This window comes from Treponema berlinense (genome assembly GCF_052273165.1).
GTDB lineage: Bacteria > Spirochaetota > Spirochaetia > Treponematales > Treponemataceae > Treponema_D > Treponema_D berlinense_A.
Genome location: NZ_DAVZIU010000014.1, coordinates 35,092 through 57,737, shown reverse-complemented (window position 1 = coordinate 57,737; position 22,646 = coordinate 35,092). Strand labels below are relative to the sequence as shown.

Below are 22,646 nucleotides of genomic sequence, written 5' to 3'. Positions count from 1 at the left end.
AGAAAATCTAAAGGAACTTTTTTAGGCGGATGCGGTAGCGCTGGGAGCAATGCCGGAGGCAGTCCGAACAAAGTGAGGACCGCGCGCAGCAAGTTGCGGACATAGCGACAGTCAAGAGTTTTAGGCTCTTGACTGACCGCCCATAAAATTTTTGACTTTACTTTTATCTTCAATATAAATAAATTGGTTGTATGGATTGCATTTTTTTTGAAGAAGATAAATTTTTTTTACGTTCATTTTTGGCTGAACAGAGTTTTGCGCGCACTGATTTGGAAAAACTTTTGGCAGAAGACGGTTTTGTAGCAGAAATTTGTGCTGACGAACAGATTTTTTTAAAAAAATGGAATTTTGATTCCATTAAAATTCTTGAAGACAAGTCTGTCGCATTTGAAGGAAAAATGCCAGGCGAAGGCAAATTGGTTTTTGAGCCGCTTTTTAGGATTTTTGAAGACCAAAAACAAACCGTGGACAAAGAAAACTGCAACGAAAAAATTATTGCGGGTTTTAAGACGATGGACGAAATTCTCAAAAATGCAGGTTTTGGTGAAAATCAAAATGAAGACGAAACAAAAAAACTGACGATTTTTCCGGGCGCACAGGGAATTCTGGTTTCTGAAAAACAGGAAAATGGAAGTTTTTGGGCGGTTGTCCTTCCTGGAAATCTTTTTGAGCGTTGTGCAGAAAATTCAAAAGATTATGGAAAGTTTCAGGGGATTTTTGTTCACCGCGGACTTGAAGGTCTGGAAGCGGCGATTTTTACAAGGGCCGCCCTCGCTTACCGGGCAATCACAAAAAAATATGCTTTTTGTCAGGAAAATTTAGAAAAAAGACAGGCGGATATTACGGATTCGAATTTTATTCCTGTTGAATACGAAATTCCTGTCGTAAACGAAAAACTTGCGTTGTCGGTGGATGCCGGGCTTTGCGTAAAAAGAAAAAAACGGATTATTCCTGGCGAGCGCCGTTTTGTAAACGAAAAAACCGAAAAAAAGCGCATTGAAATTCTAAAAAAAGCCATGGAGTTTAATTCAAAACTTTTGGAAGATTTTTTTAAGTCTGGATTTTCTCAAAATCAAGACGACCAGAAATTTTTAGAGCGGCGCAGCGAATTCATAAAAAAACAGGCAAAAAAAATAAATTTCGGACGTTTTTATCGAAGAAATTCAAAAAAAATTTGGGGAAGCGTTTTGGCGGTAATTGCAGGCTTTTCAGTTGCGTTCAGTTTTAATAAAGAAAATCAAAAACTTGCAACAAGCATTGGACTTACATCCGAACAGACAGTGCAGACTCTTTTGACAGGAATTCACAAGGCTGACGTTACGATTATTCAGGAAATTGCAAAAGGAAAAGAAGCAAAAAGCCTTATTCAGCAGGTTTCGGGTTTTTACGTTACGAACAAACAGAGACTTGCAATGGACGAAAAAGACGGAACCTTAACTCCTGCCGGCTGGCTGTTTTTTAGAGGGAAGACTGATTTTTGGCAATACGGAATTACAAATTTGACGGTCGATGGAATTCAAACTTCTTCAAATTTTGATTATCCAAAAAGAAAAGACAAAAAAACTCCGCTCAAAGAAGAAAACGGCAAAACCTTAAAAAAAGGCGACGAAATAAGCCACGAAGTAAGCTACAATTTGATTTACAACGAAGGAGAACCGATAATCACGGTTTTGGCGACGACAGAAAATGTCAATCTTGTGTGGAACGGAAAGCGTTGGATTGTAAGAAAAATCAGCGGAACTGGAAAAACATTCCGGAATTCCTATAGCGTAAAAAATTACAAAAAAGACTATCTGGACTGTCTTGAAAAAACTGGAAAAGACGTAAAAAAGGCGGCAGAGCTTCTTCGCCAAAAATACGACTTTGTGCCATCAGAAATAGATCTAAAAGACGAAGTTCCGTATATGATAAAAAAATATAACAGTTCGGCTGCAAAAGAGTTTGAGTAAAATTACAAACATTCTGTTCTTTCTCTTAAAATGACATTTTCAGTCTTTTTGTCATATTGACATTTATTGACAAAATGTCGTATTCTCCTAATTAGAAATTAACAAAACGAGGCATTAAGATGGCTTTTGACTACAATCTTGAAAAACAGCACGCAAAAGGAAAACTTCACGCAATTGAAAGAATCAACCTTCTTTGCGACAAAGACAGTTTTATGGAAATTTATGCAGATGCTCAGCATCAGTGCACAAGTTTTGGAATGGATAAAAAAACAATTCCTTATGACGGTGTAATCACAGGCTTTGGAAAAGTAAACGGAAAAAAAGTTGCAGTTTATGCACAGGATTTTACGGTACAAGGCGGTTCTTTAGGAAAAGTCCACGGTCAGAAAATTGCAGAGCTCATTGCAAAGGCAATTGAATGTCGCTGTCCTGTAATCGGACTCAATGATTCGGGCGGTGCTCGTATCCAGGAAGGTGTTGACGCTCTTTGCGGTTACGGCGAAATTTTCCGTCAGAACGTACGCGCAAGTGGCGTAATTCCGCAGATTTCTGTAATTGCAGGACCTTGTGCTGGTGGCGCAGTTTATTCTCCAGGACTTACAGACTTTATTTTTACAGTTGATAAAATTTCTGAAATGTACATTACAGGACCAAAAGTTGTAAAACAGGTAATGTTTATGGACATTACATCCGAAGACCTTGGTGGCGCTGCAATTCACTCTCAAAAATCAGGCGTTGCACACTACCGTTGCCCGACAGAAGCAGAATGTATCGAAAAAGTACGCAAACTCCTCGATTATATTCCTCACTATTACGGCGATAAAACTCCTTTTGAACCAAAAGAAAAGAAGGCTCTTTTCGGTAAAAAAGTTGACTTTAAATATACAGAAAAAAAATCTGCTGAACTCGACTCAGTTCTTCCAGAAACAAGCACAAAAGGCTACGACATCCGCGAAGTAATCAACCGCGTTGTAGACGATGACAGTTTCTTTGAATCAACAGAAGAATTTGCAGGAAACGCAGTTGTAGGCTTTGCAAAAATCGAAGGCAAGACAGTCGGCGTAGTTGCAAACAATCCGGGAAACTTTGGCGGAGTATTGAACTGCGACGCTTCCGACAAAATTGCACGCCATGTCCGATATTGCGACGCTTACGACATTCCACTTTTGACCTTTGTTGACGTTCCAGGCTTTATCCCAGGACCACAAGAAGAACAGAAGGGAATTATCCGCCACGGAGCAAAAATTCTCTATGCTTATGCAGAAGCTTCAGTTCCAAAAGTTACAGTAATCACCCGCAAGGCTTACGGTGGAGCATACATTGCAATGTGTTCAAAACACCTCGGTGCAGACTTTGTTTACGCCTGGCCAAAAGCAGAAATTGCAGTAATGGGAGCAGAAGGAGCAATTGGTATCCTTTATGCAAAGGAATTAAAAGATCCGAACAATGCCCAGCTCGTACAGGAAAAAGGTAAGGAATACCGTGCAACATTTATGACACCGACAATTGCCGCTCAGCGCGACTATATCAGTGCCGTAATCGAACCACAGGAAACCCGCGCCCGAATCTTAAGCAGTTTTGAACTTCTCGAAAATAAAAGCGTTTCGGACAAACCTCTCAAAAAACATGGAAACATCCCTCTTTAATATTTAACACAATGGCATCTGAATTTTCAGGTGCCGTTTTTTTTTATTTTTGGAGCACACCTTCTCTCTAACCGGCTTTCCACCCTTCGCTAACCGCTCATTGCCTTAAGGCAACTCTGGGGTTACAAGCCGGGCTATAAGGCCACTCGTGTGCTTTATTATTTTTTTCTTTGCCCAAAATCTTCAATTATGCTATTCTTACGAAATAAAATTTGGAGCAAAAAAATATGTCTGGAAACACTTTTGGTAAAATTTTCAAAATCACAACTTTTGGCGAAAGCCACGGTTCCGCACTCGGTGGAATACTCGATGGAGTTCCAGCAGGAATAAAAATCGACCAGACAAAAATTCAGGCGGCGCTCGACAGGCGCAAACCAGGACAAAATGCAGGCGGTCAGGCAAACGCTTCTGTTACCGCTAGGAAAGAATCCGACAAAATAGAAATTTTAAGCGGTGTTTTTGAAGAAAAATCAGAAGGAACTTCCATAGGCTTTATAATCCGCAACGAAAGCCAGCATTCAAAGGACTATTCAAACCTTGCAAATACATTTAGACCAGGACACGCAGATTTATCATATTTTTTAAAATACGGTTTTAGAGATTACCGTGGAGGCGGACGAAGCTCTGGAAGAGAAACCGCTGTCCGTGTCGCCGCAGGAGAAGTTGCAAGACAGGTGCTTGAACACTTCTGTCCGCAAATAAAAATTACCGCTTACACTCAGCGTGCGGCTGGAATCAACATTCAAAAAACAGATTTTTCGCAGATTGAACAGAATGCGCTTCGCGCCCCGGACAACGACGCAGCGGCCAAAATGAACGAAAAAATCGAAGAACTCCGCAAAAACGGAGATTCTGTCGGCGGAATAATCGCCTGCCGTGTAACAGGACTTCCAGCAGGTTTGGGAGAATGTGTTTTTGACAAGCTTGATGCGCTTTTGGCACACGCAATTTTAAGCATAGGCGCAGTTAAAGGAATTGAATTTGGCGCAGGGTTTGAAGCCGCCGATTTAACAGGAAGCACAAATAACGACATTATGCGCGCAGCTTCTGATGGCTCAAAGGTTGAATTTTTAACAAACAATGCTGGCGGAGTTTTAGGCGGTATTTCCAACGGAAACGAAATTTTCTTCAGAGTTGCCGTAAAACCAGTTCCTTCTATTTTTAAAGAACAGCAAACTGTTTCTGTTGACGAAAACGGCAAATTTCATAACGAAGACCTCAAAATCGAAGGACGCCACGATGTCTGTCTTTGCCCGAGAATTGTTCCTGTAATCGAAGCTATGACGGCTGTCACTCTATGTGATTTATTCTTGCAAAACCAAGCCGGAAGAATATAAGTTCCACCGTTTTTTTCAAAAATTCATCATAATTCTCACTACACTTTTATAAAAACACTGTTACAATTATAGTGCAAATTTTTTATAAAAAATTGGGAGTTATTATGAAAAAATGTTTCATAATTGCCGCAACGGTTCTGGCTTTTTTTGCAGCTGTTTCGGTATCTGCCCAGACTCGCAAAGTTGATGTCTGGGATTTTGGTGGCGTTGAAGAAAAAAATGCCGTCAATCACATTAAAATTTCCGATTTGGACAATCTTTCGGGACTTGCCGCAGACGGAAAATTCGAAGCTGGGGAATACACCTTTGGCGATCTTACTTTAAAAACCGACAAAAATGACCGTGCCTATTACAATGGTTCAAAAAATTACGGAACCCAAGGCTATTCTTCTTTTGAATTTAGCGACGGCTACATTTCTGACGGAATTTATTACTGCAACGGAAAAGGCGGAGAAGCCAGGCGCTACCTGCTCTTAAAAAACGTAAAGGCTGGCGATATCGTTACTTTTTACGGACGGGCTTCAAACGGTTCAGAAGATAAAATTCACTTTGCATCTGTAAACGAATCTGGCGAAAAAAACGGAATTCAAGATGAATCTGCCTGGCTCAACGGAGAATCAAAACGCTGGTCTTATATTGCAATTTCCGACGGCTCTTATAAAGTTTACTGCGAAGCGACAAGCGCAAAACCGGTTTATTACCGCATTACGCGCACTTCTGGCGTAAATGTAAACGGTTCAATCAAAGGACTTCCTTCAAAAGGCGAATTAAAATTTGTTGTTTCAGAAACAAAACAGCAACTTCCAGCAACAATTTCTGGAGGAAGCTACACAACACGACTTCCAGCAGGATTTACATTTACGGCGGTTTTGGAAGGCGTTAAAGGATTTGGGATTTCGGCAGACACAAAACATATTTCAATTTCTGAGGATGCGCAGGCTTCCCTCAAAAAGGATCTTACCGCTTCAGAAATGAAAACTTACATTGTCGACGGAAAAATCAGCGGTTTTGCAAAAGATTTTTCTTCATCATCTGCAAAAATCGTAATGACTCCTCCAGCAACTTCTCTTTATCTTCCAATAGAAATCGAAATTCAGAATACAAACGGAGAGTTTTCTTTTAAGGGCGAACTTGAGCCTGCCGTTCAATACGCAGTCTCTCTCGAAGGCGCAAACGATTACACAGTAGCAAAAGACACAGTTTTTGAAGGAACTGCTGCTTTTACAAAGGATATTCAAGTTGAATTAAAGCCGGTTTACAACGTAAACGGAAAATTCATCGGCGACACTTCAATCATGCCTTCTTCGATTTCGTTCAAAAATCTTGAAGACGGCTACACTTATGCTGGAGCGGCCGCAAACGGAATTTACGGAACAAAACTCCGCGACGGAAATTACGAAGTTTTGTGCGAAACTGAAAAAACTGCGACAATGAATCACATCTCGGTTTCCGGCTCAAACGTAACAAAAGATATTTTGATGAGCGCAAAAGACAAAACAGTAAATCAAATTCCTCTCAAAAAAGACATTTACGTTGGAGGCAAAAAACAGGACTATTCATCTGTAAAACAGGCTGTAAAAGCCGCTCATGCAATGGCTCCAAAATCAGAAGCCGACAGAATTACAATTCATATTGCTCCAGGAATTTACCGCGACCAAGTTATAATCGACACTCCGTACATTACCCTGAAAAATGACACTCCAGCCCAGGAAGTAAAACTCACCTGGTATTATGGAATCGGTTACAATTATTACTCGGCAGATTTAAACGGCTACTACGATGAAGAGAGAGCCTATGACAAATTTGAAAAGAAAAGCGTAGCAAAATGGGGAGTTGCAACTTACGTAAAAAAAGATGCTAAATTTTTCCGCGCAGAAGGAATCACTTTTGAAACTTCGTTTAACAAATATGTTACCGCCGAAGAATTAAAGGACGGTGTAGAACCAGACGGAACTACAATCGCATTTGTAAGAAAGCTCAATTCCGATGTTCAGTCAAAGACAGCGACAGAGCGTGCGGCAGCAATCTGCACAGAAGCAGATCAGGCTGAATTTGTAAACTGTAAATTCCTTGGTTCTCAGGATACTCTCTACACAGGAGCAGATTCAAGACAGTATTACAAAAACTGCTATATTGAAGGCAATACCGACTTTATTTTTGGTGACGGAGATGTTGTTTTTGAAAACTGTCAAATTGTTTGGGCAGGATATTCTGATTCAAAAAACAGCGGATATTTAACCGCAGCCCGCAACGCAAAAGAAAAAGGCTATCTGTTCTATAACTGCGTAATCAATGCAGACCAAAACAATATGCAGTCTCCAGGCTACTTTGGAAGACCATGGGGACCAAAGGCAAGTGTTGCATTTGTAAATACGATTTTTGCATACGAAGGAATTATAAATCCGCAGGGCTGGACAAGCATGAGCGGAAACAAACCTAAAAATGCAAATTTCTTTGAATATAATTCAATGTGGGACAATGCAGGCGTTGATGTAAGCCACCGCGATGGCGGAAAAATCATTGCAGATGCTGGAGCTTACAGTCCTTCAAATTATTTTATCGGCTGGACACCTGTATCTTATTCTGCTCCAAAGTCGTCTGATGTAAAAATAAAAAAAGCAAGTTTTACAACAGATGATGACATAAATACACCTTATCCTGGACACACAATCACCCTTCACTACGAATTTAACGGTTCAGGAGAAGACTGTTCTCTGATTCAGTGGTTTAGGACAAAAGATAAAAAAGACACGCTCATAAAACAGAGTACTGGTTTTGCCGACAAAACCTATCTTATTTCAAGAGCAGATTCCGGATTCAACTTAAAAGCTGTAATTACTCCAATGAACCATTCAGGCAAAGCTGGAAAAACTGTAACTGTTGAACTGGACAAAAAAATTAACGAAGGCTATGCAATTCCTTCTAAAGCAACGGCAGTCCGTCCGCGTGCAGAAGGAAAGGTAAATGTTTTCCTTGCTTCTGACTCGACTTGTAAAGATTATTCTGCGCTCGGAATGTGGAACAACGGTCAGACAAGAAACGAAGGTGCCTGGGGAGAATTCTTGCAGTGCTTCTTTAACGGTGCCGTTGAAGTTCAGAACTACGCAAACGGAGGACGCTCAAGCCGCAACTTTATAAACGAAGGTTCGCTGGAAAAAATAAGGCAGCAGATTGGAAAGGGCGACTATCTTTTTATTCAGTTTGGACACAATGACTGTTCAAACGGAGCAGGCTACCTAGAAGATCGCTATGTTCCGCTTGGAGAACCAAATAAAAAAGGAATTTATCCAATTCATGAAGGCAAAAAAGTCCGCACTCCAGACAGTTATTTTGAAAAATATGGAAATTCGTTCTATTCTTATGACTGTGGCGGAACTTACAAATGGTATCTTATGCAGTACGTAAATGTTGCGCTCGAAGCAGGGGCAACTCCTGTGCTCGTAACGCCTGTAAGCCGAATGTACTTTGACGGAAAAGGAAGAATCACTCCTCACCACGACTCAAAAGACACTTCGACAAAAACTCAGATTACAAGAAACAACGCCTATGTAGAAGCTGTCCGCCAGCTTGCAAAAGAAAAGAAAATTCTTTTGATTGACGGTTTTGAAATTACAAAAAAACTATACGAAAAAGCATATTCTGACTGCGGAAACAAAATTGAAGCAAAAGAACTTATGTTTGCTGGAGATTCGACACACAACAATAAACTCGGCGGTTTTGTAATTGCAGGGGAATTTGCAAAAGAAATTAAAAAAGAAATTCCTGCACTTGCACCAAGCATTATCCATCCGAAAAATGCGATGGGCGAAAACAACGATGGAAAAATTATGTTTACCGTTGATCAAGATGGAAAAATGGAAAGCTATGACAAATACTGGACTCGCTACGAACAGAGCGTAATGGATAGTCTTGGAAAATAGTTTTTTGCGGTAGGGATGGTAGTACTTGCGTAGCAATCCACCGCAGGCTTTAGCCGAGGAGGATGGAGCGAAAGCGGAAGTACGGACAGCCCGTTAAACCGCCCGAATTTTTTTTAGACTTCCGGTTAAAAATTTATGACCGGAAGTCTTTTTTTTGAAATTTTAAAGCCCATTTGCCCACTTTGCCACATTTACGGTAAAATATAAAAATGAAATTTTCTAATGTTGACTTATCCGATTTTGATTTAAAAAAACGCAATTCTGACAAAAAAAATCCAAAAAATTCTAAAAAAATTTCTGCTGTTTTGGGAACGGCTTTTCTGTTATTTGCCATTTTGACAGCAATCTTTTTTTTGTGGTCGGCATCGTTTTTTAAAACGCATAAGGTAAAGCCTCTTTCGGAAGAACAAAGCGCTTCTTTAAATGCTTTTTTAAACCAAACCTATTCCTTAAAACGCAGCGAATCGCTCAAACCGCTTCCGTATCCGATTGTAGCAGCAGATTTGGAAGTTGCTTCTGGGGCGGCGATTCTTGTCGATGCAAAAAACGGTTGTATTCTTTTTGAAAAAAATGCAGATGAGGTTATTCCGCCGGCTTCGATTACAAAGCTCTTTGTAATGTACATTGTTTTTAAGGAAATCGAGAACGGAAACCTTTCTCTGGACGAACTTGTTGCTCCGCCAGAAAACAGCTGGGCAATAAACATGCCGTCTGACGCAAGCCTTATGTTTTTGGGGCAGGGACAGATTGTTACGGTTCGTGAACTTTTGACTGGACTTGCTGTGGCTTCTGGAAACGACGCTGCCCTTGCACTGGCATATAAAATTTCTGGAAGTACTAAAGATTTTGTTGCAAGAATGAACTATGAAGCAAAAATTTTGGGTCTGACGCACACTCACTTTGAAGAACCTAGTGGCTATTCAGAAAAAAATGTTACAACTGCGCGCGAACTTGCCGAATTCTGTAGAATATACATAAACCGCTATCCAGAAAGCTTGAGAGATTATCACAGCACAAAAGAAATTCTCTACCCTCTCGAAAAAAATCTTCCGAGCTGGCAAAAAGCAAAAGGTGATTCGACGGCAATTTTCCAGAGAAATACAAATCCGCTTCTTGGAAAAATGGAAGGTTGCGACGGGCTAAAAACAGGATTTATTTACGAAAGTGGCTATAATCTTGCTTTGACGGCAAAACGGAACGGAGTAAGATTTCTGTCTGTTACGATGAAAGGACCGGGAACCGGCTCTAAACAGGGAAATTTCTACCGCGTAAAAGACGGAACTACTCTTATGGAATGGGCTTTTTCTTCATTTGCAGACTTCATTCCAGAAAATAAAATTCAAAAAAATTATCCAGTTGCAGTCCCAGGAGCAAAAGCAAAATTCGTAAACCTTGTTCCTGCATGGACAAATGCGGTTACAGTTCCACACATCAGTTCTCAAACTGCGGCAGAAGATGCTGAAAACGTTACTGCCGAAATTCAACTTCCAAAATGCATCTACGGTGGAACAAAACTTGGAGCCGTTTACGGACAGATTCAGTACAAACTCGGAAACACTGTCCTAGAAACTGTACCCCTCGTTGCCGACCGAACCGCGCAAAAAGCGGGACTTTGGGGACAATTCTGGGGAAAACTCGCATATCTGAGAATCCGCTGATTAAAATCTTTCGTTAAAAGTTACAAATTCGTAGCCATTGCTTAAAAGAAGGCTTACAAGAAGATCAAGTTTTTCATAAAGCCAGTCGCTTCTTGTACCTTTTGAAAGACCTGTGCTTACAGGAATTACAGAACCATCCTCCAGATTTTGAGCAAAAAACGAAACCAATTCCAACGCCGAAAGATAACCAGGCTTTCCGCGGGCTGCTTCTTCAAGCGTGATTGTGTCCAAACTAAAGCGGCCAGCTTCGACATAAGAATATCCGCAGTTTTTTCCGGCTTCTTTTACTTCGGAATCTGCCTTATAAAACGGAGCATGCCACAAAAGGCTCAGTTCTTTTTCTGTCGTCTGGAAAAATTCATCTTCGTTGCGTGCAAGTCCACGGCGGACAAAATCTTCGTCAACAACAAAATCTTTTGATGTTAAATCCAATGCCGTAAAGAACATCGAGCCACATTCATAACCGCTTTTTGCAATCTGAACGGTTTCTTTTGGATAACGGCGAATAAATTCTCCATTTATAAAAAATGTTGCAGGAATTTTATATTTTTTTAAAACGTAAAGAATCGAGCTCAAACCGGAAGCATCATCAAGAGCATCGACTGCAAGAATTATTTTTGCAGGAACCTGTCTTTTTTCCATTGTCTGTGGAAAATAAGCGTTTGTGACCGCTTTTCCGGAAAGAGTGCGCACAAAAAGTGCGTTTTTAAAATTTGAATTTACGGCATTTCCTGTATAAACGCGGAATTTTCCGTTTTGAACAGAACAAAAAGGAGCAGCAAGAGTTTCGCTGGATTTTGTCCAGATTCCCTTTAATTCATCAAATTCGTAAAAGACGTCTTTTTTTACGGCATCTGCGGCAAAAACAACGGTGTCAGATTTCCAAAAAACTTTTGACGCAGCGGAAAGAAACAACACCGAGGATTTTTCGTTTTCAGAACCAAGCTGCCATTTTTTTACGGTAGATTCTCCGCCAGCATAAACCGAAGAATCCGTGCCCCAAACAAACGAAACAATTTTTTCTCCAAAAAGATGCCCAAGTTCTGTCCAGGTATTCGCATCAAAAACAAAAAGAGAATTTTCCTTTGCAAAGCAAATTTTTTTTCCATCAGGCGACAACTGAGGCTCAATTACAGAATCTGTCGAAGAAAGAAATTTTAAATCACTTCCAAGGCTGTAAAATGCCGATATTTGCGCACCATTTTCGTAAGAAAGCAAGTTGAACCATAAGACGCATTTTGTGTCGCTTGTCCAAAAAACTTTTAAAGCAGTTACGGTTCCGCCTGCTCCAGTCACAGTTTTAGAAACGACAGGATTTACATATTCAAAGCCAGACTCGTTCAATTTAAAAAGATTTATGATTTTTTTAGATTGAATGAAAATAATCGCCGAAGCCTTTGAGTTTACAGAAAATTCATCGTGTTTTTCGTCAAAAATTACTGGAAGACGACCGCAGACTGTTCCTGGTTCGATTACGGAAGAATAAAGACCTCTCGTATAAAGTTCATTTGAACTGATTCTATAAATTAAATCGCGTGAAATATAAATCAAATTTTTTGAATTTGCCCAGCAGACAGAATTTATGTTTCCGCGACCGATTAAGCGAAATTTTTCGGCAAGCTGGACTTTTTGAAAGGCGACTTTCGGTTCACAAAAATAAACTTTGCCGTTTTTTTCGTACACAAAAATAGAACTGTCCGAATTCCATTTTACAGGAATTTTCTCGTAATCAGGTTGCGCATTCTTGTCCAAAACAGTTTCTTGCAAAGTCAAAGCGTTTTTTAAAATCAACTCACCTTCTGCAATTCCAGTTTTTTTTATGTAGCAGAGCCATTTTCCGTCTGGGCTTGCAATCTGCGGACTTAAAATTTGCGCAGTTTCCGGAATTGAATCCACACGGGAAGTCCATGAAAGAGTCGAATCCGAAAATGAATACCTTGCGGTTCCCCATCTGTTTCGAACTTGCAGGACAGAACCTTTTGAAAGCAATTCCATTTTTTCTGGATAGCAGGTTAAAATTTTTGCAGGCAAAAGAGTTTTTGCATCGGCAGAAAAAGCAGTTGAATAAGACGGGCTTCCAGTAATACTTTGTTTTATTGTAAAAAGAATTTTATCCTGAGAGTTGATTTCCGGATTTTCAAATGAAATTTCTGAAAAAGCACAAAATGAGATTGAAAAAAAAATGGCTGACAAAATTTTTTTTAAGTTTTTCACTTGGCCATCTCCACGCTCAGAGCCAGAATCGAAAGGTCGCGGTCAAGGGCGTCAAGTTTTTGTTCAAGAGCAACAACGCGTCTCGCTCTGTCTTCCGCCTGTTTTTCTTCAAGATTTTTGAATATCGCTTCAAATGAATCTTTTTTATCGTGCATCTTTTCTTGACCGCACCATGGACAATAAAGAAATTCTTTATCAATAGTTCTTCCGCAGCAACCGCAAACACAAACCGCTTTCATTTTTTACCTCTTCAGCAATGACAAAGGATCAACAAGACGGCCATTTTTGTAGACCGTAAAATGCAGATGCGGTCCAGTTGAATATCCTGTTGAACCAACAAGTCCAATTCTCGTTCCCTGGCTCACATACTGACCGTTTCGGCATAAAATTTTTGACATATGCCCGTAAAGAGTCTGATAACCGTTTCCGTGATTGATTATAACATAATTTCCAAAGATATTACTCCAGCCAAGCTGAACAATTTTTCCGCTCATTGTGGCATTTACAGGAGTTCCAGTCGGACAGGCAAGGTCAACGCCAGTGTGGTTTGAAGGAACTCCAGTAAAAGGATCAGCACGATGGCCAAAATAACTTGAAATTTTATAATTTTGGGAAATCGGACAGATAAAAAGTTCGCCCATAGCTTTTTTGAGAGACGCAGAATCCATTCTCGCACCAGGAATAAAAAGTTCTTTGCCAATTGAAAGAATTCCATTTGTAAGTTCATTTGCATCAAGAATTTCTTCAACACTCACATGATATTTTACAGAAAGCAAATTTAAAGAATCACCCTTTGAAATCGTATAAACAATTCCGTCCTGATTTGGAATACGGATTTTCTGTCCTGCCATAAGAGTCCGAACATTGTCTATTCCGTTTACAGAAATCAAAGTCGAAATGTTTGTAAGGCCAAATTTTAAGGCAATTGAACTGATTGTATCTCCGCTCTTTACCTTGTACGACTGATAAGAAATCGCCTTTGCCAGTCCTACAGAACTTGGCGTAAGGATTTTTCCATCGTCAGAAAGAACATTTCCGTTTTCGTCAAAACTTGCTTCTGAAGAAGCCATTGCGAATTTTGACATTGCGCTATTTAAATTTTCAATTTCACTCGAAAAAGTTTCTCCCATTTCCAAAGGACCCGTAAAAGCCTGAGAATAGTTTAAAATTTTTACAGAAAAATAAGGAACGAAAAGGCATAGCAACAAAAAGATGCAGATTTTTTTTAAGCGTGCAGGACGAATCAAACTCCTGAAATTTACAGAGGAAACAGAAAAAGCAGGAACAACGCGTGCTCCTGAAAAAACTTTTTTAGAATGTTCAAACTCCGAAAACTTAAAAGCCTTTCTTCTGAATTTTAAAAGTAAACTTTTGGTTCTGGCAGAACTTCTCGATTTTGGAGCACTGCCAACATAACTGATTATCTGCATACGTCTATTATCGGAACGTAAAATTCGTTATATTAGAAAAAAGATGTCTAAGTCAAATTTATCCTCAACAAATAAATCTATAATTTTTATAACCTGCTGCGGTCTTTTTTTTGGTTTTATCATAAAACTTTTTGCAGTTGAAGTTCTCCACGTTTCTGGAACTTCCATGGAAAGCGCAATTCACGACAAATCGACTGTCGTTGTAAACAAACTCGCTTACGGAATTATCAAGCCTTTCTCAAATTCGCTTTTAGTTCAATGGAAGGAGCCTAAGGCTGGTGATGTTGTCATTTATTTATATAACAACAAAATAGTCGTAAAAAGGTGCGTTGCCTGCGAAGGACAGTCACTAGAATATTCATCAAATCCGATATATACTGTAAGAGTTGGAGACAATGAAATTCCGCTTACAGAAAGCCAGTATATGCGGCTGAAAGACGTAGCTCAGGTTCCAGAAGGTTATATTCTGGCGGTCGGCGACAATTATGAAGTTTCGGTTGATTCGCGTGATTACGGTTTTGTTTCCGTAAAAAATGTGTTGGGAAAAGTTTTATGCAAATGAACGAATACTTCAACAAAAGGCGAGTTTTGATATTTTGCATCGTTATAGCTCTGTTTACAGGTTATATTTTCTTCAAGTATGCGGTTCTTGCCTTAAAAAAAACACCAGAAACAAAAACTTATTCTCCGCTTGTGCAGAGAGGCTCAATTTTAGACAAAAATGGAAAACCTCTCGCTGTTCCGACAAATTTTTATCATGTCGGAGTAACGCCTTCTGCAATCAAAGATTTGGGAAATTTTGTAAAACTTTTTTCACCAGTTCTAAAAATTGAAGAGCATCAGCTAGCAAACACAATTTCTGCCAATGCAGATTCAAATTTTGTTTACCTCAAGAAAAAAATCGACCAAAACGATTATGAAATTTTAAAAGAAATTACGGACAAAAACGGACTTTTTTCGGCAGTTAGGTTTGACAGAGTTCCAGGGAGAATTTATCCGGAAAAGGAACTTGCAGGCCAGGTAATCGGCTACATGGGAAGCGACGGAACTGGGCTTGCAGGAATTGAATACACTGAACAAAACCTGCTTTCGCCTCCTGTAAATCCAGATGCCCCGATTGATGTTGAAGGAAAAAATATTTATCTGACGATTGATGCAAACCTCCAGTTTAAACTGGAAAAAATTGCGCAAAATGCGATTGAACGGACTCATGCGGCAAGTTTGATGATGGTCGCAGCAGAAGCAAAAACCGGAGAAATCATTTCTTACATTTCGCTTCCGTCGACAGATTTAAATGAATATTCAAAGGCAACTCCCGCCCAAATGAAAGATTTGCCGGCAACCGAAAGTTATGAACCAGGCTCTGTTTTCAAGATTTTTTCAATTGCGGCATTTTTCGACTCGGGCGCGATTTCTGAAAATGATACTTTTTACTGCGACGGCATTTATGAAAAAAAGACTTCCAGTGGCGAAAGAATAAAAATCACCTGCCTTGACCACCACGGCTGGATTACCGCCAGAGAAGCGCTCAAATTTTCGTGCAACGATGCTTTGGCGCAAATGTCTGAAAAAATTGAAAGCGAACAATTTTTGTCCAGACTGAGAAATTTTGGTTTTGGTTCAAAAACTGGAATAGAGCTTCCTGGAGAAACAGCAGGTGCAGTCCGCAATACCAGCGACAGATTCTGGTCTGCCCGCTCAAAACCGACAATTGCAATCGGACAAGAGATTTCTGTAAGTGCGCTGCAAATGGTCGAAGCCGCAACTGCAATTGCAAACGGCGGAATCCCAGTTCAACTTACTTTAATCAAAAAAATTACAAACCAGGCCGGAATTGAAGAATACACCCACTCTCCAAATTTTAAACCGCAGATAATAAACGAGCAGACTTCAAAATACATCTTGAGTTGTATGCAAACTGTCGCACAGACAGGAACCGGCTCAAGAGCAAATTTGAGCGATATTTCAATCGGAGTAAAAACTGGAACTGCACAAATGGCCGATCCGGTAAACGGAGGATATTCAAAAACAGACTTTATCTCTAACTGTATTGCAATTTTTCCGACCGAAAATCCGGAAGTAATACTCTATATTGTAATTGAAAAAGCAAAAGGAGAGACATACGCTGGACGAATTGTCGCTCCTGTTATCGGCGAAGCGGCAAGCGTAATAATCGACCATCTGGGAATGAGTCGTGGAGGAGCAGCGAGCCTTGCACATTCAGGACTTATAAAAATTCAAAACGATGCGGAAATTCAAATTGACAAAACTGTTCCGGATTTTAAGGGGCTTCCAAAAAGAAATCTTCTGCCATTGCTAAACCGCTCTGATTTAAAAATTAAAATCAACGGCGAAGGATGGGTTACAGCTCAGACGCCTGAACCTGGAGTTCCGCTCACACAGGACACCGAAATTGAACTCTTTTTGGAATAAAAACATTTCTCTTTTTAAGACTCGTTTTTGTTTTCTCGCAGAACAGCTTGAAAAAACTTTTCCTCTAAATGAACAAAAAGAACCTGATTTTGATTTTTGGCAAGTTGTTCTTTCAAAAAACGGAGAACTTACCGCCAAAGAAAAAGGAATTTTTCTTCATTCGTCGTATGCGCCAAAAAAAGAAGCTTTTTCAGCCGTCAAAAATGCAAAAAACGAACAGACAGAATGCGCCGTTTTTTTTTCGATGGGACTTGGCTACGCACCTTTAGAATGGGCAAAAAATTTTCCTGACGACTCGATAATCATTGTAGAACCAAACCCCGAATATTTTTTTGCAGCCTTAAAATACACAGATTTTGAACCTTTGTTTAAGCACAAAAAATTGATTGTTCTTTTGCAGGCAGAGCTCCACGACGTAATTACGCTTACAGAACATTCTGCGCAATTTTCGCACACGGCGCTTATAGAAAACAAAGCGCAGACACAACATTCAAAAGAATATTTTGAATCCCTTCATTCTCTTTTTAAGCGCAATCAGCAAAAAGAAAAAATAAACACTTCTACGCTAGAAAAATTTTCAAAACTCTGGCTAAGAAATTCCTGCTTTAACCTGCAGTTTTTGGCTGTTTTGGATGGAATAAACATTTACAAAAATGCCTGTCCGCCAGATCTGCCCTGCCTTTTGATTGCCGCGGGGCCTGGACTTTCAGAAATTCTGCCTTTTTTAAAAGAATTAAAAAAACGCTGTCTGACAGTTGCTGTCGACACAGCCTTAAGAACCTGCCTAAAAGCAGGATTCGAACCCGATTTTATTGTCCTTACAGACCCGCAATACTACGCCTACAGGCACATAGCAGGTCTAAAAAGCAAATCCAGCGTTTTGATTACAGAATCCGCCGTCTGCCCGCCAGTTTACCGCTTTAACTGCCGAAAAACCGTCTTGTGCTCATCGCTTTTTCCGCTCGGCCAGTATTTTGAAAAAAAACTCGGTCAAAAAGGAAAACTTGGAAGCGGTGGCTCAGTTGCAACAACGGCCTGGGATTTTTGCAGGATAACTGGCGCAAAAGAAATTTATTGTGCAGGACTCGACCTGGGATATCCAAAAAAAATTACACATATCCGAGGCTCTCTTTTTGAAGAAAAAGCGCATCTTTCAAGCACAAGATTGAGTTCTGCCGAAAAAATGCTTTCAACTTCAATTTTTGCGGCAAATCCAGTTTTGGGACAAGATTACGAAAAAAACACAATCATTACAGATTCGAAAATGAAGATGTTTGCCTGGTGGTTTGAAAGCCAGGCTCAAAAATATCCAGAAACAGTCTCTTTTTCGCTCAGCAAAAATTCCCTTAAAATTCCAGGTTTTTACTGCGCGGATGTCCAGACCTTGCTCAAACAGAACGAAAAAATAAGCCTCCGCAACCAGTTTTTTGAAGCCGAAAAAAAATCTCAAAAACCAGACTGCGAACAGCAAAAACTTTTGCAGAATTTTAACGCTGTATTTAAAGAACTCGAAACTGGTCTTGAAAACCTTTATTCACTTGCAAAAAAAGCATTTTTTACCTGCGAAAAAACAATTTCCGACAAAAATCTTTCTACAGAAAAAATTCAAACGACGATAAAACTTCTTGAGCAAACTGATTTTGAACTGAGAAATTCTCAGTTTACACAAATTGCCTCACTTGTTTTTCCGACTGAAACAAAACTCAACGAAATTTTCAGTTCTGAAAATTTACCAAAGGACAAAATTTCCGCAACTTTTGCACGTTCAAAAATTGTATACGAAGAATTGATGAAATCAGTGCGCCAATATCAACATTTTTTGAAAAAAAAATGATTTTCTTAAAAAAAAACTAAAGTCAGATTTACAAAGGAACGATAATCTAAATGTCTTTGGTTGAAATAACAGGACGTGAAAAACCTTTTTAGGCTTTTCAAACATCCAGACGCCCTGTAAAAATAAAAGACGCGCCGAATAACCGGCTTTCCATGTAAAAAAGAGAAGAAAAAGTGAAAGTTTTCTTCTCTTTTTTTTGTTTTGTGGCAGGGATGGGAGTGGACGCGAAGCGTGTGCATAGCACCGGAGGCGCGAAAGACGCCGCAGCCACGGACAGCCCGGTTTTTGTAAAGCGGAGCGGAACAAAAAGCCACCCAATAAAAACTTAATAATCTGCTGAATTCTGCCGATAATTTTAGTATGAATTCGTTTTCAGTTTCGACAATAAAAGACAACTCATTTTTTAACCGCGACCTTTTAATTGATAAAAATTTTCTGCTTTTAAACTCTTTGTGTCCGTTTACGGATTCGCTAAAAAAAACGCTTCTTGAATGGGGATTTAAAATCGTTTATTCGGAAGGCTCTCAGGGAGTTGAACAAAGTTCTGCTCCTGTAAAAACAGCTCCTGAAGATTTTAAAAACGTTTCTATTGACGATCTTGAACTGGGCGATTCTGATAAAAAGCCGAAAATTGGCGAAAATGCAAAAAAAGCAATTAAAGACGCAAAAATAAGTCTTGCAAACAATGAAAAATCGCGGATGGACGTTGTTCAAACTGTTTATAACGAATACATGAATTATATAACCGCTGTCTATACGCGCTATGCAACTCACAAAGTTTTAAATTACACAGAACTTTCAGATACTGTCAAAGAACTGTGCATTTTTATAAAAGAAAACCGCCGCTACGTTCTGCGCATTACGCCTTCTCAAGATACAATTACAAAAAACTATCTTATAAGCCACAGCATGCGTTCGACCGTAATTGCGATTGTAATTGCGCTTCAGCTTAGATTTTCTCTTTCCAAAATTGTAGATTTGGGAGTTTGCTGCATACTGCACGAAATTGGGCAAATCCGTCTTCCTCCGCAGCTTTATATGACAGACAGACGACTTTCTACATCAGAAAGACAAAAACTTGCAACCCATGCGGTTTTGGGTTTTAACATTGTAAAAGAAAATAATTTTCCAACTCAAATCCAACTTGGAATTCTAGAACATCATGAGCGCGAAAACCGTTCAGGCTACCCTCGCCGCCTCGAAGGAAGCCAGATTGACATTTTTGCAAAGATTATTGGTGTTGCCTGCACTTTTGAAGCAATTACCGCTCCAAGACATTTTAGACAGGCTCGCTCTTCTTATGCTGCCATGGTCGAAATTCTTAAAAATGAAGGAAAACAGTTTGACGACACTGTAATTAAGGCACTTCTCTACTCTCTTTCGCTTTTTCCAATTGGAGCGTGGGTTTACCTTGTCAACGGAAAAATTGCCCAGGTTACGGACGCAAGTCCAGATTCTCCAGGAAACCCGATTGTTTCCATTCTTGGCGAAAAAGATTCCTTTGGAAATCCAGTTACGATTCAAACTGACAACGACAAAAACAAAATTGTCCGGGTTTTAAACAAACAGGAAACTCAGGACATGCTCAAAACAATGAATATTCAAAAATAAAGAAGAATTTAGAACTAATTAAAAAAGAATCTTGCTTTTTCGAGTTCCTGCTCAAATTTTTCGTCGATTACAGGCGGGTTTTCTGTAAAATATAGAATCTGTTGCAATTCTTCTTGACTATTGACGCCCCAAACAGGAACTGCAGAATCAAACTGGCTAAAAAATCCCAGCGCAAGAGGAATATTTTGGACAACGCCTCCGCACAACGGCTGCATTGCAATAAAACCGATATCTTTTTCGCGGCAGTCGAGAACGAGTTTCTGAACTTCGAGAGGACACAAAAGATTAAAAGGATATTGCAAAGTTTCCCAGGGACCGTCGTCATTCAATAAATTGCGCGCCATATCAAAATTTTCAGTGCAAATTCCTATATGGTGAATTATGCCTTGTTTTTTCAGGTTTAAAAGTTTTTTGACGATTTTATCTTCTCCTTCGAGTTTTGGCAAAAAAGAAGGATTATCCAATTGATAAAGGTCGATGTAATCGGTTTTTAAGGCAGCAAGACTCAATTCAATATCGCGGGAAAGTTCATCGCAATCAGTGGCTCTTGTTTTTGTCGCCATAAAAATATCTTTTCTGATTGCCCCATGAAGGGCACTTCCGAGGCGTTTTTCGCTTTCTTCGCTTGTCCGTGACGTGTCAAAAAAATTGATTCCCCCTTCATAAGCGCTACTTATAATTTGAGAAGCCTGCTCATCGTCAGAAACATTTGCTAAAGCCATTGCTCCCAATGCAGTTCGGCTTACGAGAAGATTAGATTTTCCGAGGGCTACATAATCCATAAAAACAGAAACAAAGACTGTCAGAAAAACATAATTCAAAAAAATATTTTTCTGGCAGCCTATTTTTTTTAATCTCTTACAACAGGTTTGTAATTTTTAATTGCATTAAAAAGGAAAGCGTGCAAGTCAGAGAGTTTTACTCTTTCCTGTTCCATTGAGTCGCGGAAGCGAACCGTAACGGTGTCAAAAAGTTCATTTGTAGAACCGTCTTCTTTCTTTTCGGTAATTGTGTCGTAATCAACTGTTACACAGAATGGAGTTCCAACTTCGTCCTGTCTGCGATAGCGTTTTCCGACTGTACCAGAAGTATCGAAATCTGTAACAAAATCTTCTTTTAAAAGATGCTGAATTTCCTTTGCTTTTTCTGAAAGTCCGTCTTTTTTCATCAATGGAAGAACAGCAACTGTAACAGGAGCAAGGCGAGGATCGAGGTGAAGAACTGTGCGGTAATCTTCTTTTCCATCTTTTCCGACATTTTCTTCTTCGTAAGCTTCGCACAAGAACATGAGGAAGTTGCGGTTAAGTCCAGCAGAAGTTTCGATTACATAAGGAACATATTTTTTATTTCCGTCTTCCTGATCGATGTAAGACATATCTTTTTTAGAAAATGTCTGGTGCTGAGAAAGGTCAAAGTCTGTTCTTGAGTGAACGCCTTCAACTTCTTCAAAGCCGATTGGGAATTTGTAAGTAACGTCGTAAGCATCTTTTGCATAATGCGCAAGTTTGTCGTGGTGATGCCATTTCAAGTGATTTTCTGCAATACCGTATTTTAGGTAGAATGCCCAGCGTTCTTTTCTCCAGCGTTCAAAAGTCTCGTCTTCTGTTCCAGGTTTACAGAAATATTCCATTTCCATCTGCTCAAATTCGCAGGTGCGGAAGATAAAGTTTTTAAAGATGATTTCGTTTCGGAAAGATTTACCAACCTGTGCAACGCCAAAAGGAATTTTCATGCGGTTTGACTGCACAATGTTCTTAAAATCAGTAAAAATTCCCTGGCAAGTTTCTGGACGAAGGTAAATCAAATGACTTTCATCGGCAATCGGTCCCTGATATGTTTTGAACATGAGGTTGAATTCGCGGACAGCCGTGTATTTTTTGTTTTTTGAATGGCAGGCAGGGCAGTCAATGTTTGCATCGATGTAAGCCTTCATTTCTTCGTGAGTCATTGTATCAACAGGTTTTCCAGGATCTTTGTCTGGATTTGCGGCAACAAAATCTTCAATCAATTTATCTGCACGGTGACGGGCCTGACATTCAAGACAGTCAACCATTGGGTCTGAAAAATGATCTACGTGGCCAGAAGCCTTCCATGTTGTGTGATGCTGGAAAATTGCAGAATCAAGACCAACCACATCGTCGTGAAGTTGAGTCATTTCTTTCCACCACGCATTCTGAATATTGCGTTTAAAATCTACACCCAAAGGACCGTAATCCCAAGCTCCAGCCTGACCGCCGTAAATTTCCGAAGCCTGATAAACAAAGCCACGTCTTTTGCAGAGCGAAATGATTTTGTCGAGCGTACATGCATGCGGATCAACCGCAGCCTTTTTTTCTTTTGCCATAATATCTCCCATAAAAAGTCAAGATTAAAACTTCAGTTTTAGGATTGACTTTTTAAGTTGTTTCGCAACGAAGCGAGAAACAACCTATTATAAGAAAGTTTGCAACGCAAACTTTTAAAGATAAAAACAGATGCCATTCTCGGCTGTTTTTATCTTACCTCCTAATCCATCACTGACTCGCGACAGTTACTAAAAATATAATGAAAAAAATTATATCACAAAATATTATATGTGAAAACATACATAGAACAGACACAAAAACTCCAAAAG

Annotated in this window: 14 protein-coding genes; 9 read left to right on the top strand and 5 right to left on the bottom strand. The window is 39.6% G+C overall.

The window, feature by feature from the left end:
- Nucleotides 1–191 precede the first annotated feature (191 nt).
- The 5 genes from ACT6XC_RS06325 (at nucleotide 192) to ACT6XC_RS06305 (ending at nucleotide 10,510) form a co-directional block, all read left to right on the top strand.
- A complete protein-coding gene (locus ACT6XC_RS06325; RefSeq protein ID WP_443741204.1) occupies nucleotides 192–1,949 on the top strand; it encodes a hypothetical protein in 1,758 nt (585 codons plus the stop codon).
- Between the two features lie 119 nt (nucleotides 1,950–2,068).
- Entirely contained in the window at nucleotides 2,069–3,595 is a 1,527-nt protein-coding gene (locus ACT6XC_RS06320) for an acyl-CoA carboxylase subunit beta (RefSeq protein ID WP_443741203.1), read from the top strand.
- A gap of 227 nt (nucleotides 3,596–3,822) precedes the next feature.
- Nucleotides 3,823–4,932: a chorismate synthase gene (aroC, locus tag ACT6XC_RS06315; RefSeq protein ID WP_443741202.1), complete on the top strand. Its 1,110-nt coding sequence runs from the start codon at nucleotides 3,823–3,825 to the stop codon at nucleotides 4,930–4,932.
- Nucleotides 4,933–5,036: 104 nt separating this feature from the next.
- Complete coding sequence (locus ACT6XC_RS06310) at nucleotides 5,037–8,852, top strand: pectinesterase family protein (RefSeq protein WP_443741201.1); 3,816 nt, start codon at nucleotides 5,037–5,039, stop codon at nucleotides 8,850–8,852.
- Nucleotides 8,853–9,061: 209 nt separating this feature from the next.
- Nucleotides 9,062–10,510 carry a D-alanyl-D-alanine carboxypeptidase family protein gene (locus ACT6XC_RS06305; protein ID WP_443741200.1) on the top strand — a complete coding sequence of 483 codons (1,449 nt, stop codon included), beginning with the start codon at nucleotides 9,062–9,064 and terminating at the stop codon, nucleotides 10,508–10,510.
- Here ACT6XC_RS06305 and ACT6XC_RS06300 read toward each other — a convergent pair whose 3' ends face one another.
- The 3 genes from ACT6XC_RS06300 to ACT6XC_RS06290 are packed head-to-tail and all read right to left on the bottom strand — an operon-like array spanning nucleotide 10,511 to nucleotide 14,154.
- Nucleotides 10,511–12,724 (bottom strand): polysaccharide deacetylase family protein, encoded by a 2,214-nt coding sequence (locus ACT6XC_RS06300; RefSeq protein ID WP_443741199.1) that lies wholly within the window; start codon nucleotides 12,722–12,724, stop codon nucleotides 10,511–10,513.
- Entirely contained in the window at nucleotides 12,721–12,963 is a 243-nt protein-coding gene (locus ACT6XC_RS06295; protein WP_078930175.1) for a hypothetical protein, read from the bottom strand. Before ACT6XC_RS06295 ends, ACT6XC_RS06300 begins: the two co-directional genes overlap by 4 nt.
- Nucleotides 12,964–12,966: 3 nt before the next feature.
- Nucleotides 12,967–14,154 carry a peptidoglycan DD-metalloendopeptidase family protein gene (locus tag ACT6XC_RS06290; protein ID WP_443737848.1) on the bottom strand — a complete coding sequence of 396 codons (1,188 nt, stop codon included), beginning with the start codon at nucleotides 14,152–14,154 and terminating at the stop codon, nucleotides 12,967–12,969.
- A 43-nt stretch (nucleotides 14,155–14,197) separates the two neighbouring features.
- On the opposite strand from ACT6XC_RS06290, the gene lepB reads away from it, so the two are divergent.
- The 4 genes from lepB (at nucleotide 14,198) to ACT6XC_RS06270 (ending at nucleotide 20,032) form a co-directional block, all read left to right on the top strand.
- Entirely contained in the window at nucleotides 14,198–14,716 is a 519-nt protein-coding gene (lepB, locus tag ACT6XC_RS06285; protein ID WP_443741198.1) for a signal peptidase I, read from the top strand.
- On the top strand, nucleotides 14,707–16,587 hold the full coding sequence (locus ACT6XC_RS06280) for a penicillin-binding protein (RefSeq protein WP_443737850.1): 1,881 nt from the start codon (nucleotides 14,707–14,709) through the stop codon (nucleotides 16,585–16,587). Before lepB ends, ACT6XC_RS06280 begins: the two co-directional genes overlap by 10 nt.
- Nucleotides 16,568–18,421 (top strand): motility associated factor glycosyltransferase family protein, encoded by a 1,854-nt coding sequence (locus ACT6XC_RS06275; RefSeq protein ID WP_443741197.1) that lies wholly within the window; start codon nucleotides 16,568–16,570, stop codon nucleotides 18,419–18,421. Before ACT6XC_RS06280 ends, ACT6XC_RS06275 begins: the two co-directional genes overlap by 20 nt.
- A gap of 360 nt (nucleotides 18,422–18,781) precedes the next feature.
- Nucleotides 18,782–20,032, top strand: a complete 1,251-nt coding sequence (locus tag ACT6XC_RS06270) for an HD-GYP domain-containing protein (RefSeq protein ID WP_443741196.1) — start codon at nucleotides 18,782–18,784, stop codon at nucleotides 20,030–20,032.
- Nucleotides 20,033–20,046: 14 nt separating this feature from the next.
- On the opposite strand, the gene ACT6XC_RS06265 is transcribed toward ACT6XC_RS06270, so the two are convergent.
- Nucleotides 20,047–20,853, bottom strand: coding sequence for an aldo/keto reductase (locus tag ACT6XC_RS06265; protein WP_443737853.1), 807 nt, complete (start codon nucleotides 20,851–20,853; stop codon nucleotides 20,047–20,049).
- A gap of 29 nt (nucleotides 20,854–20,882) precedes the next feature.
- Nucleotides 20,883–22,376, bottom strand: a complete 1,494-nt coding sequence (locus tag ACT6XC_RS06260; RefSeq protein WP_443741195.1) for a glycine--tRNA ligase — start codon at nucleotides 22,374–22,376, stop codon at nucleotides 20,883–20,885.
- Nucleotides 22,377–22,646: the final 270 nt, after the last annotated feature.